At 67.8% G+C, this 15,084-nt stretch carries 16 protein-coding genes; 9 read left to right on the top strand and 7 right to left on the bottom strand.

From position 1 onward, the window contains the following. Window positions 1-75: 75 nt before the first annotated feature. Window positions 76-681, top strand: a complete 606-nt coding sequence (recR, locus tag AC07NY_RS22460) for a recombination mediator RecR (protein ID WP_494585665.1) — start codon at window positions 76-78, stop codon at window positions 679-681. A 128-nt stretch (window positions 682-809) separates the two neighbouring features. Here recR and AC07NY_RS22455 read toward each other — a convergent pair whose 3' ends face one another. Beyond that, window positions 810-1,514: an outer membrane protein gene (locus AC07NY_RS22455; protein WP_494585664.1), complete on the bottom strand. Its 705-nt coding sequence runs from the start codon at window positions 1,512-1,514 to the stop codon at window positions 810-812. A 184-nt stretch (window positions 1,515-1,698) separates the two neighbouring features. Between AC07NY_RS22455 and AC07NY_RS22450 the strand changes: the two genes are divergently transcribed. The 3 genes from AC07NY_RS22450 to AC07NY_RS22440 all read left to right on the top strand — a co-directional run bounded on the left by AC07NY_RS22450 (window position 1,699) and on the right by AC07NY_RS22440 (window position 4,970). Next, complete coding sequence (locus AC07NY_RS22450; protein WP_494585663.1) at window positions 1,699-2,748, top strand: YihY/virulence factor BrkB family protein; 1,050 nt, start codon at window positions 1,699-1,701, stop codon at window positions 2,746-2,748. Continuing rightward, window positions 2,748-3,983, top strand: a complete 1,236-nt coding sequence (locus AC07NY_RS22445; protein WP_494585662.1) for an NAD(P)/FAD-dependent oxidoreductase — start codon at window positions 2,748-2,750, stop codon at window positions 3,981-3,983. The genes AC07NY_RS22450 and AC07NY_RS22445 overlap by 1 nt, the downstream gene beginning before the upstream one ends. 117 nt (window positions 3,984-4,100) lie before the next feature. Further along, complete coding sequence (locus AC07NY_RS22440; RefSeq protein ID WP_494585661.1) at window positions 4,101-4,970, top strand: VOC family protein; 870 nt, start codon at window positions 4,101-4,103, stop codon at window positions 4,968-4,970. Window positions 4,971-4,977: 7 nt separating this feature from the next. Here the strand turns inward: AC07NY_RS22440 and AC07NY_RS22435 are convergent, their stop codons facing one another. The 6 genes from AC07NY_RS22435 to AC07NY_RS22410 form a co-directional block, all read right to left on the bottom strand. Next, window positions 4,978-5,430: a GNAT family N-acetyltransferase gene (locus AC07NY_RS22435; RefSeq protein WP_494585660.1), complete on the bottom strand. Its 453-nt coding sequence runs from the start codon at window positions 5,428-5,430 to the stop codon at window positions 4,978-4,980. Further along, window positions 5,427-6,398, bottom strand: coding sequence for a cysteine synthase A (gene cysK / locus AC07NY_RS22430; RefSeq protein WP_494585659.1), 972 nt, complete (start codon window positions 6,396-6,398; stop codon window positions 5,427-5,429). Before cysK ends, AC07NY_RS22435 begins: the two co-directional genes overlap by 4 nt. 87 nt (window positions 6,399-6,485) lie before the next feature. Continuing rightward, entirely contained in the window at window positions 6,486-6,938 is a 453-nt protein-coding gene (locus AC07NY_RS22425) for an RrF2 family transcriptional regulator (RefSeq protein ID WP_494585658.1), read from the bottom strand. Next, window positions 6,935-7,405 carry a dUTP diphosphatase gene (gene dut, locus AC07NY_RS22420; protein WP_494585657.1) on the bottom strand — a complete coding sequence of 157 codons (471 nt, stop codon included), beginning with the start codon at window positions 7,403-7,405 and terminating at the stop codon, window positions 6,935-6,937. The genes AC07NY_RS22425 and dut overlap by 4 nt, the downstream gene beginning before the upstream one ends. Before the next feature lie 2 nt (window positions 7,406-7,407). Next, on the bottom strand, window positions 7,408-8,682 hold the full coding sequence (locus AC07NY_RS22415; protein ID WP_494585656.1) for a phosphopantothenoylcysteine decarboxylase domain-containing protein: 1,275 nt from the start codon (window positions 8,680-8,682) through the stop codon (window positions 7,408-7,410). Window positions 8,683-8,774: 92 nt separating this feature from the next. Further along, window positions 8,775-9,242 carry an Lrp/AsnC family transcriptional regulator gene (locus AC07NY_RS22410; protein WP_052232492.1) on the bottom strand — a complete coding sequence of 156 codons (468 nt, stop codon included), beginning with the start codon at window positions 9,240-9,242 and terminating at the stop codon, window positions 8,775-8,777. 159 nt (window positions 9,243-9,401) lie between these two features. Here AC07NY_RS22410 and AC07NY_RS22405 point away from each other — a divergent pair, with 159 nt between their 5' ends. The 5 genes from AC07NY_RS22405 to AC07NY_RS22385 all read left to right on the top strand — a co-directional run bounded on the left by AC07NY_RS22405 (window position 9,402) and on the right by AC07NY_RS22385 (window position 15,050). Continuing rightward, entirely contained in the window at window positions 9,402-10,427 is a 1,026-nt protein-coding gene (locus AC07NY_RS22405; RefSeq protein ID WP_494585655.1) for an ABC transporter substrate-binding protein, read from the top strand. Window positions 10,428-10,500: 73 nt separating this feature from the next. Beyond that, the gene (locus tag AC07NY_RS22400; protein WP_494585753.1) at window positions 10,501-11,184 is read left to right on the top strand and encodes an ABC transporter permease; all 684 of its coding nucleotides are present in this window, start codon (window positions 10,501-10,503) and stop codon (window positions 11,182-11,184) included. After that, the gene (locus AC07NY_RS22395; protein WP_494585654.1) at window positions 11,160-11,936 is read left to right on the top strand and encodes an ABC transporter ATP-binding protein; all 777 of its coding nucleotides are present in this window, start codon (window positions 11,160-11,162) and stop codon (window positions 11,934-11,936) included. Before AC07NY_RS22400 ends, AC07NY_RS22395 begins: the two co-directional genes overlap by 25 nt. A gap of 283 nt (window positions 11,937-12,219) precedes the next feature. Continuing rightward, window positions 12,220-14,385 (top strand): protein-disulfide reductase DsbD family protein, encoded by a 2,166-nt coding sequence (locus tag AC07NY_RS22390; RefSeq protein WP_494585653.1) that lies wholly within the window; start codon window positions 12,220-12,222, stop codon window positions 14,383-14,385. 29 nt (window positions 14,386-14,414) lie between these two features. Further along, window positions 14,415-15,050, top strand: a complete 636-nt coding sequence (locus tag AC07NY_RS22385; protein WP_494585652.1) for a thioredoxin family protein — start codon at window positions 14,415-14,417, stop codon at window positions 15,048-15,050. Window positions 15,051-15,084: the final 34 nt, after the last annotated feature.

Below are 15,084 nucleotides of genomic sequence, written 5' to 3'. Positions count from 1 at the left end.
CTCATGCCACGAGGGCTTTCCGGCCAGAGATGGTCGGGTCAAGCCCGACCATGACGCTTCCATCGACGAGTTCAGATGTCCCGCGCCATTGCCGGTCCCGAGATCGAAAGGTTGATCCAGCTCCTGGCCAAGCTGCCGGGGCTCGGGCCGCGCTCGGCCCGGCGTGCCGCGCTGCATCTCGTCAAGAAGCGCGAGCAACTGCTCGGCCCGCTGTCCGAGGCGATGGCGGTGGCGCGCGAGCGCATCGTCGTCTGCGCCCGTTGCGGCAATGTCGATACCAGCGACCCCTGCGGCCTCTGCACCGATCCGCGTCGCGACGACGGGCTGATCGTTGTCGTCGCCGATATCTCGGACCTCTGGGCGCTGGAACGCTCGGGCGCGGTGTCGGGCCGCTACCATGTGCTGGGCGGCGTGCTTTCGGCGCTCGACGGTATCAGGCCCGAGCATCTCTCGCTCGACGCGCTGGTGGCGCGCGCCTCCGATCCGTTGGTGAAGGAGGTCATCCTGGCACTCAACGCCACGGTCGACGGCCAGACCACGGCGCATTTCATCACAGACCTCATGGCGCATCTGCCGGTGAAGGTGACGAAGCTCGCCCATGGCGTGCCTGTTGGAGGCGAGCTCGATTATCTCGACGACGGCACGTTGGCCGCCGCGATCCGCCAGCGCACGGGCTTCTGAGAACGCACGTCATTCTCGGGCGAAGCGAAGCGCAGACCCGAGAATCTCAGGCCGAAAGATGCGCGGAAGCCTTCTTGTCACGCGATGCTCGGGTCAAGCCCGAGCATGACGACCAAGCTGAAGGCGCCTCAGAACTTGTAGGCGACGCTGGCGCGGGCGCTGTGGCTCGAGAGATCCTGCGAGCCGGTCAGGCCCGGGAAGGCGCCCGAGCTGGCGAAGCGGTTCCGCCCGAAATCGGTGTAGCGGTATTCGGCGCCGAGGATCAGGTTGTCGGTGAAGGCGAAATTGACGCCGGCACCGACATTCCAGCCGGTCCGAGCACTGGTCAGCCGCTCGCCGAATCCGGCGCCGGGCGTGAACACGCGCCGCTCGTATTCGGTGAAGGAGGCGCCGCCGGTGCCGTAGACCATCCAGCGGTCGAAGGCGAGGCCGAGGCGGGCGCGGGCCGAGCCCTGCCAGTCCTGGCTGACGCGGGCGGAGAGGCCGATGCCGTCGAAGCGGCTGCGGTTGTCGAGCGCTTCAACATCACCCTCGACACCCAGCACGATGCCGCCGAGCTGGTAGTTGAAGCCGGCATGGGCGCCGCCGAAGGCCGTGTCCTCGCCGGCACGGAAGCTGACGGGGGCGAAGCCGCCGCCCGGTACATTGATCCGCACCCGGCTGTCACCCCAGGCATAGCCGCCCTGGAAACCGGCATAGAAGCCCGTCCAGGAATAGAGCGCCGGCAGGTCCGGGGCTGGCGGCAGGGCGATCTTGCGCAGGTCGGCTGCTCCGGCCGTGCCCGACAGCAGGATCGCGAGGCCCGTCAGGCCGGTTCTGAACAGCTTCGTCATCGGGCGTATCCGGAAGGACAGACAAGCGCCTGCCGCTCGCGGCCGCGCCCCGTCATAACGAAGCATTAAGGTTAACAATCGGCTAAGTGGCGCCCTCGCAGGTTCCGCATCGGAACGATTGCGGCCGGATGCGGTTGCTCGCATGCTTGCAGGCGTGAACTGGCTGCGGAGAAACGGGTCCGACATGGCTTTCCTGAAACGGATCACGGGCGCCGCCGGGATCGGGGTCGCGCTCGGCTATCTGTCGGGATTGCTGTCCGACAAGCTCGGGCGGCATCGGGAGGAAGCGGTACGCGGCCGGCTGGCGAAGACGCCGCTGCAGATGACCTGGCTCGGCTGGAAGGACGTGCTGCTGCGCTTTGCCGGCAATGTCGCCGAGAACCGCCTCTCGTCGCTGGCGGGCGCGGTCGCCTTCTTTACCCTGCTCTCGCTCGTGCCAGCCTTGTCGCTGATGGTCACGCTCTATCGCTACTTCACCGATCCCGGGACGATCGCCGAGCAGCTCGACACGGTGACGACGATGTTCCCGCAGGCCGCGCGCGAGCTCATTCACGAGCAGGCGGTCAGGCTGTCCGCACAGTCCGGCTTCGTCCTGTCCACCACCTTCTATGTCAGCCTGCTCGTCGCGGCCTGGTCGGCGAACGCGGCGGTGAAGGCGATCTTCGATGCGCTCAACATCATCTATCGCGAGACCGAGAAGCGCAGCTTCCTCAAGCTCAATGCGATCTCGCTCTTCACCACCGTCAGCGGCGTGGTCCTGCTCACCGCCGCGCTGATCGCCATCGCCAGCCTTCCGGTCGTGACCGCGCTGTTTCCCTTCCATTTTGAGCTGGAGCGCCTGATCGGGCTGGTGCGCTGGCCGTCCTTCTTCGTCGTGGCGACCTTCTCGATCGCGATCCTCTACTGGATCGGTCCGAGCCGCGAGCGGATGCGCTTCATCTGGGTGATGCCCGGCGCCATCGCCGCGGCCCTGCTCTGGGGCGCGGCCTCCTATTGCTTCTCCTGGTATGTCTCGACGCTCGGCAACTACACGGCGGCCTATGGCTCGCTCGCGACCGTCGTGGTGTTCATGACCTGGCTCTGGCTCTCGGCGATGATCGTGCTGGCCGGCGCCGAGCTCAATGCCGAGCTGGAGCACCAGACGGCGCATGACACCACCACCGGCCGGCCCAAGCCGCTCGGCCAGCGCGGCGCCACCATGGCCGACCGCGTCGGCCCGCCCAGGGCGGAGTGATGCTGGATCCGCAGGCCACGCGCCAGGACGATCTGCGCACCGGCAAGGGGCCGTGGCGTCCGGCTTTGGAGCGGCCCTCGGGACGAGAGATCGAGGCCGACACGCGTTGCGACATTGCGATCGTCGGCGGCGGCATCACCGGGGCCCTCGTCGCGGAGCACCTGACGGCAATGGGCCGCGACGTCGTCCTGATCGACCGCGAGCGCGAAGGCTTCGGCAGTACGGCGGCTTCGACTGCGATGCTGCAATGGGAAATCGATCTCCGGCTGTCGGAACTCTCTGGGCTCTACGGGGTCGCCGCAGCCGCTGAAATCTACCGATTGAGCTTCCAGGCAGTCGCGGGCTTGCGCGGGCTGGTCGGTGAACTCGCGCTCTCCTGCGGGTTCTCAGCCCGCCAGACCGTCTATCTCGCGGCGGGCGAAAGCGGCCCGCGCGAACTTCGGGAGGAGGCCGCCTTACGCGAGCGGGCGGGACTTCCCGGAGATTTCATCGAACACGCTGCGCTGCGCGAGGCCTTCGGCTTCGATCGGGCGGCGGCCATCGTCTCGCCCGGTTCGGCCGAGGCCGATCCGCTCAGCCTCTGCCATGGGCTGCTGGGAGTATCCGTGCAACGCGGAGCGAGGCTGATCCGCGACGAGGCGGTTGGCTTCGACGGCGCCGGCCGTTCGGCCGCCGTTACGCTTGCCAGCGGCCGGGTCGTCGAGGCCGACAGCATCGTGCTCGCTACCGGCTATGTCATGCCGGATATCATCAGGGACGATTTGCATCGCGTCGCCTCGAGCTGGGCGATCGCGACGGTGCCACAAGTGCCGCAGGCGCTCTGGCCCGGCCCTGCGCTCGTCTGGGAGGCGTCGGAGGATTACTGCTATTGCCGCACGACCACGGACGGCCGCATCGTCTTCGGCGGCGAGGACGAGGATTTCGACGATCCCGGCCGGCGCGAGGTGCTCGGCCCCGAGAAAGCCAAGGCTCTGCAGGCGCGCCTGCATGCGCTGATCCCGCAGGCCGGCCTCGACCTCGATCATGCCTGGTCCGGCGCCTTCGGCCAGACCGGAGACGGCCTGCCATTGATCGGGCGCGTGCCCGGTCATCCGCGCCTGCTCGCGGCTTACGGCTACGGCGGAAACGGCATAACCTTCAGCTTCATGGCCTCGCGCCTGCTCGGGGCGCTGGTCAGCGGGCGCGAAAAACGCTGGTTCCGCCATTTCGCCATCGACCGGCCTTGTCCTGGCTGAGAGGCGCCATTGCAACCATGCAATCGCAGTCTTGCCGGCCGGGTGGGCGACAAGATCAGGCGGAAGCGCCATTTTAGCGGTGGCTGGCCGGAACGGCTGCCGCGAAAGGATTTCCTTATGGTCGCAACTGCCGAACAGACGGCCTCCGCCGCCACTCTCGAAGCCCACAAGGCGCCCGTCTTCATCGGCGCCGTGACACTGCGGGCGCATGATCTCACCGCGCTGACCGCCTATTACCGTGACGCGATCGGCCTGCGTGTCATCCGGCAGGATACGACGAGCGTCGATCTCGGCGTTGGTGAGCGCGTGCTGGTTCGTCTGGAAGCCGGCGCGGCCCGTCCCAGTTCGGCCGCCGGCCTGTTCCATCTCGCCATCCTGCTGCCATCACGGCGCGATCTCGCCAACTGGCTGAGGCATGCCGCCGTGACACGCATCCCGCTCGAAGGCGCCTCCGACCATCTCGTCAGCGAGGCTCTCTATCTCTCCGATCCCGAGGGCAACGGCATCGAGATCTATCGCGACCGCAAGCGGGAGGAATGGCCGCGCAAACCCGATGGCGGCATCGCCATGGCGACCGAGCGGCTCGATCTCGACAAGCTGCTGAGCGAGGCCGACGACGTAGCTTATGCCGGCATGCCCGAGGGCACCGGGATGGGTCATATCCACCTGCGCGTCGGCGATACCAAGGCGGCCGAGGCCTTCTATCGCGACCTGCTTGGCTTCGACCTGATGGTGCATTATCCCGGCGCGAGCTTCCTCGCCAGCGGCGGCTATCACCATCATATCGCCGGCAATATCTGGGGCAGCCGTGGCGCGGGTCCGCGCCAGCCGGGCGAGGCAGGGCTCGATCGCTTCGAGCTCGTCGCGCGCGACGAAGCGGACTTCGCTGTGATGCGCCAGCGCATCCTGGCCGCGGGTGGTGCTGAGGTCGATGGTGTTCCGACCGTCTCCGACCCCTGGAACAACCGGCTGGTTCTGGTGCGCTGAGACGCGCTCAGCGCACCAGCAGATGCGAGCGGCGCGTTCCGCTCGTATCGGGAGCAAAGCCGTTCGCTTCCCAGAAGGCGCTTGCGCGCGGATCGGCCGCGCGCAACGAGAGCCGCGGCGCCAGATCGAGCCCCTGTTGGATCAGCGCGGCGGCCAGTACGCGCCCGATGCCGGCGCCGCGATGCAGCGGCCGGACATAGACATGCCGGACGCGCAGCAGATCGGGCGCGGGGTCGTAAGGGTCGGGTGTCAGGGCGCCGATGCCGGCGAGTTCGCCCTCATGGAAAGCGGCGAAGGTGACGAAGCGTTCGTCTCCGCCGCCATAATGGCCGGCGAGCCATTCCTCGCGCAGCCCTTCGACGAAGCGGTAGCTTTCTGCGCTTGCCTCATGGCGCAAGGCCTCGAAATCGTCCGGCAGGCTCTCCGCCAGCCGGACGATCTGGATGGCCGTTACGGTCACAGACCCTCGAACAGGGCGCTGGAGATGTAGCGCTCGGCGAAGGAGGGGATGATCACCACGATGGTCTTGCCGGCGTTTTCCGGCCGGGCGCCGACTTCGAGCGCCGCCGCGACAGCCGCGCCGGACGAGATGCCGGCCGGGATACCCTCGCTCCTGGCGAGCGCGCGGGCCGTCTCAAAGGCAGTCTGGTTGCCGACGGTGACGACCTCGTCGATGATTCCGCGATCGAGGATGCCCGGCACGAAGCCGGCACCGATGCCCTGGATCTTGTGCGGGCCGGCCTGGCCGCCGGACAGGACCGGGGAATCCTCCGGCTCAACCGCGACCATCTTCACGCCGGCCTTGCGCGCCTTCAGGACCTGACCGACGCCGGTGATGGTGCCGCCGGTGCCGACGCCGGAGATGACGATGTCGACCGCGCCGTTCGTATCGTTCCAGATCTCCTCCGCCGTGGTCTTGCGGTGGATCTCGGGATTATGCGGGTTCTCGAACTGTTGCGGGATGATCGAGCCTGCAATCTCGGCCTTGAGCTCCTCGGCCTTGGCGACGGCGCCACGCATGCCACCGGGGCCGGGCGTCAGCACCAGCTCGGCACCGAGCAGGGCGAGCATCTTGCGCCGCTCCAGCGACATCGTCTCCGGCATCACCAGGATCAGGCGATAGCCGCGCGCGGCCGCCACGAAGGCAAGCGCGATGCCGGTATTGCCCGAGGTCGGCTCGATCAGCGTGCCGCCGGGCTTCAACGCACCGGAAGCCTCCAGCGCGTCGATCATGTTGACGCCGATGCGGTCCTTGACGCTCGAGATCGGGTTGAAGAACTCGAGCTTGGCGAGGATCGTCGCCTTGACACCGCGCTCGGCCGGCAGCCGGTTCAGCTTGACCAGCGGGGTATCGCCGATCGTGTCGGTGATCGAGTTGTAGATGCGTCCGCGTCCGGGCGCCTTCGTCGTCTTCTGTGCTTCGGCCATGACATGACTCCTCTGGACGAGAGAACGTTCGGTCGCGAGGCTAGATCAATTCACAGAATCTGTCGAATAAAGAAATAAATAACACAGTCATATTGTGAAATCTGACTTGGTGCCGGGCTCGCCGAAGACGGCCCTGGCCTGCGCCCTGCGGCACAGTTCCTCGACCGTCACCGTGTCCAGCGCCGCGAGGAAGGCGGCCGAAGCGTGTGCGACCTCCGGCCCGATGACCTCATCGACCAGTCGCGATTGCGGCTCGGGCCCGAGCGCTTCCTCGATCGCTTCCTGCATTGCGGCGCGCGCGATGTCGCCGGCCGTGATCTTGCGGCGTTCGCGGGCAAGCTCGTAGCCGCCGCGCGGCCCGCGCACGCCCTTGAGGATGCCGACGCGCACCAGCGTCTGCAGCAGGGTTTCGAGATGGCGCGGCGGCAGCGCATGGCGCGCGGCGAGCAGCTTGGCCGCGACCGGCGACGGCCTTGCATGCAGGGCGATATCGACCACGGCGGCGATGGCGAGCAGGCTGCGGCGCGAGAGCAGGATCATGGCCGCTTCTCTCCGCTGCCGCCCGCGATGCCGGTCGAGCCGAAGCCACCCGCGCCGCGCGCCGTGGCGTCGAGCCCTGCGACTTCGGTCAGGACGGCCCGCGTCACCGGCGCGATCACCATCTGCGCGATCCGGTCGCCACGGGCGATGGCGAAGGGCTCCTGCCCGAGATTGATCAACGGCACCTTGACCTCGCCGCGATAGTCGCTGTCGACGGTGCCCGGCGCGTTGAGCACGGTCACGCCATGTTTGACGGCAAGGCCCGAGCGCGGCCGCACCTGCCCCTCGAACCCCACCGGCAATTGCATCGCGAGCCCGGTCGGCACGAGCGCGCGCTCGCCCGGGGCGAGCGAAAAGCTTTCGGCAATGGCGGCACGCAGGTCGAGCCCGGCCGCGCCTTCCGTCTCATAGGCCGGCAAGGGCAGGTCGGCGCCATGCGGAAGGCGTTGCAGCAGAACCGCGACCATCGTCACTCCGCCTGCCGGGCCGGCGAGAGCCCGGCGATATGCGCAATCAGGCGCGCCGCGACCTCGCCCTTCGGCAGCGTCGGCCAGGTCTCTACGCCTGATGCCGTAACCAGATGCACGGTATTGGCATCGCCGCCCATCACGCCGGTGCCGCCGACATCGTTCGCGACGATCAGGTCGCAGCCCTTCCTGGCGAGCTTGGCGCGGGCATAGTCGATCACGTTCTGCGTCTCGGCGGCGAAGCCGACGACCAGCGGCGGGCGTCCGTTCTTGCGGTGCGCGATCGTTGCGAGGATGTCGGGGTTCTCGACCAGCGAGAGCGGCGGCAGCGCCTTGCCGTCCTTCTTCAGCTTGTCGGAGGCCGCGTCCGCCACGCGCCAGTCGGCTACGGCGGCGGCGAAGATCGCGATATCGGCCGGCAGCGCCGTCTCGACGGCCGCGAGCATCTCGCGCGCCGATTCGACATGGATGGTCTCGACTCCGGCCGGATCGGGCAGGTTCACCGGCCCGCTGACCAGCGTCACCCGCGCCCCGGCTGCGGCTGCAGCCGCAGCGATGGCATGGCCCTGCTTTCCAGACGAGCGGTTGGCAATGTAGCGCACGGGGTCGATCGGCTCATGTGTCGGCCCCGAGGTGATCAGCACATGCCGGCCTGCAAGCGAGCCGGTCGCATGGTCGCCGCCCGGCAGCCGGCCGAGGAAGCCGATGGCGCGTTGCGCATTCGGCTTTTCGCCGGCCAGAGCGAGCTCGATTGCGGCGAGGATTTCCGGCGGCTCGGCCATGCGGCCCGGCCCGCTTTCGCCGCGCTCCGCCATCGCGCCGACATTCGGGCCGACGACGAGGACGCCGTCCTTTTCGAGCTGCGTCATGTTCCGGCGCGTCGCCGGATGCTGCCACATACGCGGGTTCATCGCGGGCGCGATCAGGACGCGCTTGTCGGTGGCGAGCAGCGCGGTCGAGGCGAGGTCGTCGGCGTGCCCGTTCGCCATCTTGGCGATCAGGTCGGCGGTAGCCGGGGCGACCACGACGAGATCGGTCGAGCGCGAGAGCTGGATATGGCCGATATCGGCCTCGTCGGTCAGCGAGAACATATCGGTGAAGCAGCGCTCGCCCGCCAGCGACGAGACGGTGAGCGGCGTGACGAACTGCTCGCCGGCCTTGGTCACGATGCAGCGCGAGGCGATGCCGCGATCCTTCAGCCGGCGGATGACCTCCAGCATCTTGTAGGCGGCGATGCCGCCGCCGATGATCAGGAGAACGGAGCGGGAAGCGGACAAGGCGGCTCCTCGGGCAGCGCGAATGGCGAACTGTCCGTTACGTAGCATCTGCCACGCCGCGCTGTCATGCGCGGCGCGTTGCCCCGCCTTCCTCAGTTGCGGGGCAGATCGGGCACTTTATAGGCTGTCGTCGCCTTGATCCGCTCCATCGCGAAGCGCGACGTGACGTTCTTGAGCGGAATCGTCTCGATCAGCTTCTTGTAGAAGCCGTCATAGGCGGCCATGTCGGCGACGACGACGCGCAGCATGTAGTCGACATCGCCGGCCATCCGGTAGAACTCCATCACCTCCGGCATGGCCGCGACCATCTGGGCGAATTTCTCCAGCCATGGGCCGGAATGATCCGCCGTCTCGATCTGGACGAAGACGGTGAGGCCGAGCCCGATCTTCTCGGGCGCCACCAGCGCGACGCGCTTCAGGATCACGCCGGCCTGTTCGAGCTTCTGGATGCGCTTCCAGCACGGGGTCTGCGAGAGCCCGACGCGGTCGGCGAGCTCCGCGATCGAGATATTCGCGTCCGCCTGGAGCACGGTCAGAATCTTGCGGTCGATGGCGTCCATTCTCTCAAGCTCGCTATCTGGAGAAATTCGTTTCGCAGATTTTGCAAGAAAGAGATGAATTATCTTTTTCGAGCCAATCTATTGCATCCAGATAGAAAATCCTTTTCTCAGATGTCAATGGGGTCGCGTTTGGCCCTGTCTGCCAAAGGGATTTGAACGATGGATCGCCGCCAGTTCCTCATTGCCGGGTCGAGCCTCGCGGCGGCCATGCCCTTCGCCGCTCCGGCCCGCGCCCAGAGCGTCGCCGCACGTGTCGGCTACATTCCGGTCGTCGGCACGGCGCCGTTCTTCGTCGCCAATGGCGAGGGCTGGCTGAAGCAGGGCGGCATCGATGTCGCGGTCACCGTCTTCGAATCCGGCCCGAACATGATCCAGGCGCTCGCCTCGGGCACGATCGACGTCTATGTCGCCGGTGTCGCGCCGCTCGCCGTCGCCCGCTCGCGCGGCATCGATATCCGCGTCGTCGCCTCGACCGCGATCGGCGAGAACGTCGTGGTCAGCGCGCCCTCGCTGACCAAGTTCTTCACGCCCGGCACGAATGCCGCCGCCGCCTTCAAGGCCTTCCGTGCCGCCAATGGCAAGGCCGCGCGCCTCGCCACCCAGCCGGCGGGCTCGGTGCCCAACACGACGCTGCAATACTGGCTCTGGGAGGTCGCGAAGGCCGATAAGGCCGATGTCGAGATCGTGCCGATGGGCATCGACGCGACCCAGCAGGCGATCCTGGCCGGGGCGGTCGATGGCGGCTCCGTGCGCGAGCCGGCACTGACGATCATCCAGACCCGCAATCCGCAGATCAAGCTCATCGCCGGCGGCGAGGAGGTCTTCCCGGGGCAGCCCGGCACGGTCGTCGCCATCTCCGGCGCCTTCGCCACCAAGAATCCGCAGGCCGTGCAGAACCTCGTCTCCGGACTCGTCCGGGCAGCCGCTCTGATCAAGGCCGACCCGAACAAGGCCGCGCCCCATGTCGGCGCCGCGCTCGGCAAGGGCATCGTCGATCCCGAGCTGATCCAGAAGGCGCTGGTCTCGCCGGCGAGCCGCTTCGAGATCGACCCGCGCAAGATCATCGAGCCGTCCCGTGCCATGCAGGCCTACCAGGTCAAGCTCGGCTCGCTGGAGAAAGAACTCCCCTTCGACGGATTGTTCGAGACGCAGTATTACGAGCGCGCGATCAAGACGGGCGGCTGATACTGTGAACAGACTCCGGGCTCCGGCCCTCGCCCTTCTGGGCCTCGTCGCCTTCCTCCTGCTCTGGGAGGCGATGCCCTTCTTCGGACTGGTAAATCCGGCTTTCCTGCCGGGTCCGAGCGCCCTGCCGAAAGCCTTCATGCGGGAGCTCTCCTCCGGCGCCTGGCTTGCGGCCATACTCGGTTCGCTCTGGCACTACTTCGTTGGACTCTTCGTCGGCGCCGGCCTCGGCATCGCCTTCGGCGTTCTGATCGGTATGTCCCGCATCGCCGAGGAGGCGACGGCCTGGGTCGTTCGGGTATTACGCCCCATTCCCGGCCTTGCCTGGGTGCCCTTCGCCATCATCTGGTTCGGCGTCACGCCCGGCGCAGCGGTCTTCATCATCGCCGTCGGCGTGTTCTGGATCGTCTTCTTCGCGGCGCAAGGCGCGATCCGCGGCGTCGACCGTGACCTCATCGAGGTCGCCGACGCCTTCGGCTTCCGTTCCCCCTGGCAGCGGCTGTTCAAGATCCTGCTGCCGGCGGCCCTGCCGGGCATCCTCGTCGGCATCAGGACGGCGCTCGGCCAGGCCTGGATGGCGGTGGTCGCGGCCGAGATCTTCGGCGTCGCCGGTGTCGGCCAGCGCATGATGCAGGCATCGAGCCTGCTCGCGACCGATATCGTCGTGGTCTACATGCTGACGATGGCGGCGCTCTACGGCCTGCTCGACACCGGCTTCGTCGCCTTCCAGAAATGGGTGCTGCGTTGGAAAGCGTGATCGATATCAGGGGTCTGTCGCTGACCTTCACCCGCGACGGCGAAGAGACGGAAGTTCTGCGCAAGCTCGACCTCTCGGTCGGGCGCGGCGAATTCCTGGCGATCGTCGGCCCCTCCGGCGTCGGCAAATCGACCCTGCTGCGCGTTATCGCTGGCTTGGCGAAGCCCAGCGGCGGCGAGGTCGTGATCTCAGCGAAGGATCGGACGCGCCGGCCGGTCGCGCTGGTCTTCCAGGATTCGCGCCTGCTGCCCTGGCGCAAGGTCGTCTCCAATGTCGGCTTCGGCCTCGAAGGTCGCGCGCCCCGCACGGAGCGCCTCGCCAAGGCAACCGCGATGCTCGATCTCGTCGGTCTCGCGCCGCTGGCCCAGCGCTGGCCGCACCAGCTCTCCGGCGGCCAGCGCCAGCGTGTCTCGCTGGCGCGTGCGCTCGCTGTCGAGCCGGAAATCCTGCTGATGGACGAGCCCTTCTCGGCGCTGGATGCCCTGACGCGCGAGAACCTGCAGGACGAACTGATCCGCGTCTGGCAGCGCACCGGCAAGACCGTGCTCTTCGTTACCCATGATATCGACGAGGCCGCCTATCTCGCCGACCGCGTCGTCGTCCTGTCGGGCGCGCCCGGCCAGATCATCGCCGAACACCGCATCGACGCGAGCCGTCCGCGCAAGCGCGGCGCGGCGGCGGAGGCCGAGATCGTGCGCGCGGTCCGCCAGGGCCTCGGCGCCGACATCGTCACGGACGGCGCCGCGATCTGAGAGGCGTCACGGGGCGTCATTCTCGGGCGAAGCACAGCTTCGACCCGAGAAACTCAGGACAGGAACGCGCTGGTTTTCGAGATGCTCGGGTCAAGCCCGAGCATGACGGCGCTGCAGGAGCAATTCGGACAACGGAGTTCCGAGCCTCGGCGACATCATGGCACGCTGCCTCCCGGCACCGGATCGCCCAGAATGGCCCTGACCCCGCCTCACTGCCTTGTCATTGGCAGATCAACCTCGATTGGGGCATGGGGTCGGGATGATCAGGGATTGCGATGGCATCATGCGGCGATATCCAGGCAAGCGTGTCCTGCGCGCGGCGGCATTGGCGATGGGGCTGCTGGCTCCGGGGCTCGCGCTCGCCGCCGAATCCGCCGCCGTCACCTCGCCGCGCGTCACCGCGACCCTGCTGTCGAGCCGCGACGCGGTCGCGCCGGGCGAGCGCTTCAAGGTTGCGCTCGTCCAGAAGCTGGCGCCGCACTGGCATACCTATTGGCTGAACCCCGGCGATTCCGGCGAGCCGACCCAGATCAAATGGGACCTGCCGGCCGGCGCGACCGCTGGCGAGATCCAGTGGCCGGCGCCCAAGGCGATCCGGGTCGAGCCCCTCGTCAATTTCGGTTTCGAGGGCATGGTCCTGCTGCCGCTCGAGATCACCGTGCCGGCCGATGCCAAGCCCGGTGAGACCTTTGCGCTGAAGGCCGAGGCGACCTGGCTCGTCTGCGAGAAGATCTGCATTCCCGAGGAAGGTTCCTTCTCGCTCGACCTCCCCATCGCCGCTGCAAGCGCGATCGATCCGGCCGCCGAGGCACGGATCGATGCCGCCATCGCGGCGCTGCCGAAGCCAGCTTCTTTCCGTGGCAAGCTCCGAGACGATGCCGGCAAGCTCGTGCTCGACCTGCCGGGCCTGCCGGCCGGCGCTGCCGATCTGCGCTTCTTTCCGATCTCCGACACGCTCATCGAGCATGCGGCCGACCAGCCCTTCGTGGCCGGCGGCAAGCCTGCCCTGACGCTCATCCGTTCAAGCGCCTTCAAGCTGGAGAAGCCGGAGGTGACCGGCGTCCTCACCTTCACCGAAGGCGGTGCTGCCAAGGCCGTTACGATCGTGGCCGATGCCGATCCCGCCCTGATGGCGGCCGGCGGGACCGCTGCGCCGGAAGCCCGCCCGGCCGTGGTACGCATTCCCATGCCGGCCGAGGGCGCCGACCTGACGCTCTGGGCGGCGCTGGCCTTCGCCTTTGCGGGCGGCCTGATCCTCAACCTGATGCCTTGCGTCCTGCCGGTGCTGTTCATCAAGGCGCTCGGCTTCGCGCAGCTCGCGCATCGCAATCGCTCCGAAGTCCGCGAACAGGGCCTGCTCTTCATGAGCGGGGTGCTCGTTACCTTCATGGTGCTGGCCGGCGCGGTGATCGCGCTGGGTAGCCTCGGTAGCAGCGTCGGCTGGGGCTTCCAGCTCCAGTCCCCGCCGCTCGTCATCGGGCTCGCCGTGGTGATGGTCCTGATCGGCCTCAACCTGCTCGGCGCCTTCGAGATCGGCACCTCCGTGACCGGCCTCGGCGATGGCCTCGCCAGCCGGGGCGGGCGCCTCGGCGCGTTCATGACCGGCGTGCTCGCGGTCGTGGTCGCGACGCCCTGCACGGCGCCCTTCATGGGCGCGGCGATGGGCTATGCGGTGACGCAACCCCCAGTCGTCGCCCTCTCCGTCTTCATGGCGCTGGCGCTCGGCTTCGCCTTTCCGGTGGTCGCGCTCTCCTTCGCGCCCGGCCTGCTGCGCCTGCTGCCCAAGCCCGGCCGCTGGATGCTCGTGCTGAAGCAGGCCTTCGCCTTCCCGATGTTCGCGACCGCGATCTGGCTGATCTGGGTGGCTTCCGTGCAGAGCGGCCCGCAGGGCGTGCTCGCGGCGCTGGTGGCCGTGCTGGCGGCGGGCTTCGCCGTCTGGCTCGTCGGCGTCACGCGCGGGTCTTTCGCTCGGCGCGCTTTCGGTTCGGTGCTGGCGGCGCTGGTCGTGCTCGGCGCCGGCTGGTTCACCGTCCAGAACGCCATTCCGGGCGCCGCGACCGAGGCGCGCGCCGGCGATATCGAGGCCTGGTCGCCCGAGCGGGTCACGGCCTTGCAGGCGCAAGGCAAGCCGGTCTTCGTCAATTTCACGGCCGCCTGGTGCATCACCTGCATCGCCAACGAGCGCGTCGCGCTTTCCCGGCAGGAGGTGAAGGACGCCTTCGCCAAGCTCGGCGTCGTCTATCTCAAGGCCGACTGGACCAATCGCGACAGCCGCATCGCAAAGGCGCTGGCCGAACAGGGCCGCGCCGGCGTGCCGCTCTACCTGTTCTATCCCGCCCGCAAGGAGGCGCAGGCCGAGATCCTGCCGCAGCTCCTGACCGTGGACGGGCTGATCGCCGCGGCCGAACGTGCGGCCGGGCGCAATGCAAAGACGGCCGCATTGCCATAGATTTTCGACATCAACCAAGGGAGACAGACATGCAAAGCCTGACCAGACAGACTTTCATCGCCGGCCTTACCCTCGCGGCCCTAGCCTTCCCGGCTGCCGCCTTCGCGCAAGGCGCGGCCAAGGTCGGCGCGCCCGCCCCCGCCTTCCAGGCGGTCGATGTCGAGGGCAAGACCCGCAATCTGTCCGAGTTTGCCGGCAAGACGGTGATCCTCGAATGGACCAACCATGACTGCCCCTATGTCCGGAAGCACTATAACAGCGCGACCATGCAGAACCTTCAGAAGGACATGGCCAGGGAAGGCGTCGTCTGGCTCTCGGTGATCTCCTCGCCGCAGGGCGAGCAGGGCCATGTCGACGCCGCCAAGGCCAAGGAATTGACGGTCCAGCGCAACGCCGCGCCGGCCGGCATCCTGCTCGATCCGAACAGCAAGGTGGCACGCGCCTATGGCGCGCAGACCACCCCGCATATGTACATCATCGATCCCAAGGGCACGCTCGCCTATATGGGCGCGATCGACGACAAGCCGACCTCGGCGGCGTCGAGCCTCGAAGGCGCGAAGAGCTATGTCCGCCAGGCCGTGGCCGAGCTCAAGGCCGGCAAGCCGGTCTCGGAAGCCAGCACCAAGGCCTATGGCTGCGTGGTGAAATACGCCCCGCTGAGCTGAGCCACGCGGCAACCCACACGCGCTGTCATTCCGG

This window comes from Allobosea sp. GW821-FHT09G06 (genome assembly GCF_059416005.1).
This window is presented reverse-complemented; position numbering and strand designations above follow the sequence as displayed.

Bases quoted from the DNA above. Each gene is read 5' to 3' on its own strand.
- AC07NY_RS22440 (WP_494585661.1), top strand. From the start codon at position 4,101: ATGGTCGCAACTGCCGAACAGACGGCCTCCGCCGCCACTCTCGAAGCC.
- AC07NY_RS22450 (WP_494585663.1), top strand. From the start codon at position 1,699: ATGGCTTTCCTGAAACGGATCACGGGCGCCGCCGGGATCGGGGTCGCG.
- cysK (WP_494585659.1), bottom strand. From the start codon at position 6,398: ATGGCCGAAGCACAGAAGACGACGAAGGCGCCCGGACGCGGACGCATC.
- AC07NY_RS22385 (WP_494585652.1), top strand. From the start codon at position 14,415: ATGCAAAGCCTGACCAGACAGACTTTCATCGCCGGCCTTACCCTCGCG.
- AC07NY_RS22445 (WP_494585662.1), top strand. From the start codon at position 2,748: ATGCTGGATCCGCAGGCCACGCGCCAGGACGATCTGCGCACCGGCAAG.
- recR (WP_494585665.1), top strand. From the start codon at position 76: ATGTCCCGCGCCATTGCCGGTCCCGAGATCGAAAGGTTGATCCAGCTC.
- AC07NY_RS22390 (WP_494585653.1), top strand. From the start codon at position 12,220: ATGCGGCGATATCCAGGCAAGCGTGTCCTGCGCGCGGCGGCATTGGCG.
- AC07NY_RS22395 (WP_494585654.1), top strand. From the start codon at position 11,160: ATGGGTGCTGCGTTGGAAAGCGTGATCGATATCAGGGGTCTGTCGCTG.
- AC07NY_RS22455 (WP_494585664.1), bottom strand. From the start codon at position 1,514: ATGACGAAGCTGTTCAGAACCGGCCTGACGGGCCTCGCGATCCTGCTG.
- AC07NY_RS22405 (WP_494585655.1), top strand. From the start codon at position 9,402: ATGGATCGCCGCCAGTTCCTCATTGCCGGGTCGAGCCTCGCGGCGGCC.
- AC07NY_RS22425 (WP_494585658.1), bottom strand. From the start codon at position 6,938: ATGATCCTGCTCTCGCGCCGCAGCCTGCTCGCCATCGCCGCCGTGGTC.
- dut (WP_494585657.1), bottom strand. From the start codon at position 7,405: ATGGTCGCGGTTCTGCTGCAACGCCTTCCGCATGGCGCCGACCTGCCC.
- AC07NY_RS22400 (WP_494585753.1), top strand. From the start codon at position 10,501: ATGCCCTTCTTCGGACTGGTAAATCCGGCTTTCCTGCCGGGTCCGAGC.
- AC07NY_RS22410 (WP_052232492.1), bottom strand. From the start codon at position 9,242: ATGGACGCCATCGACCGCAAGATTCTGACCGTGCTCCAGGCGGACGCG.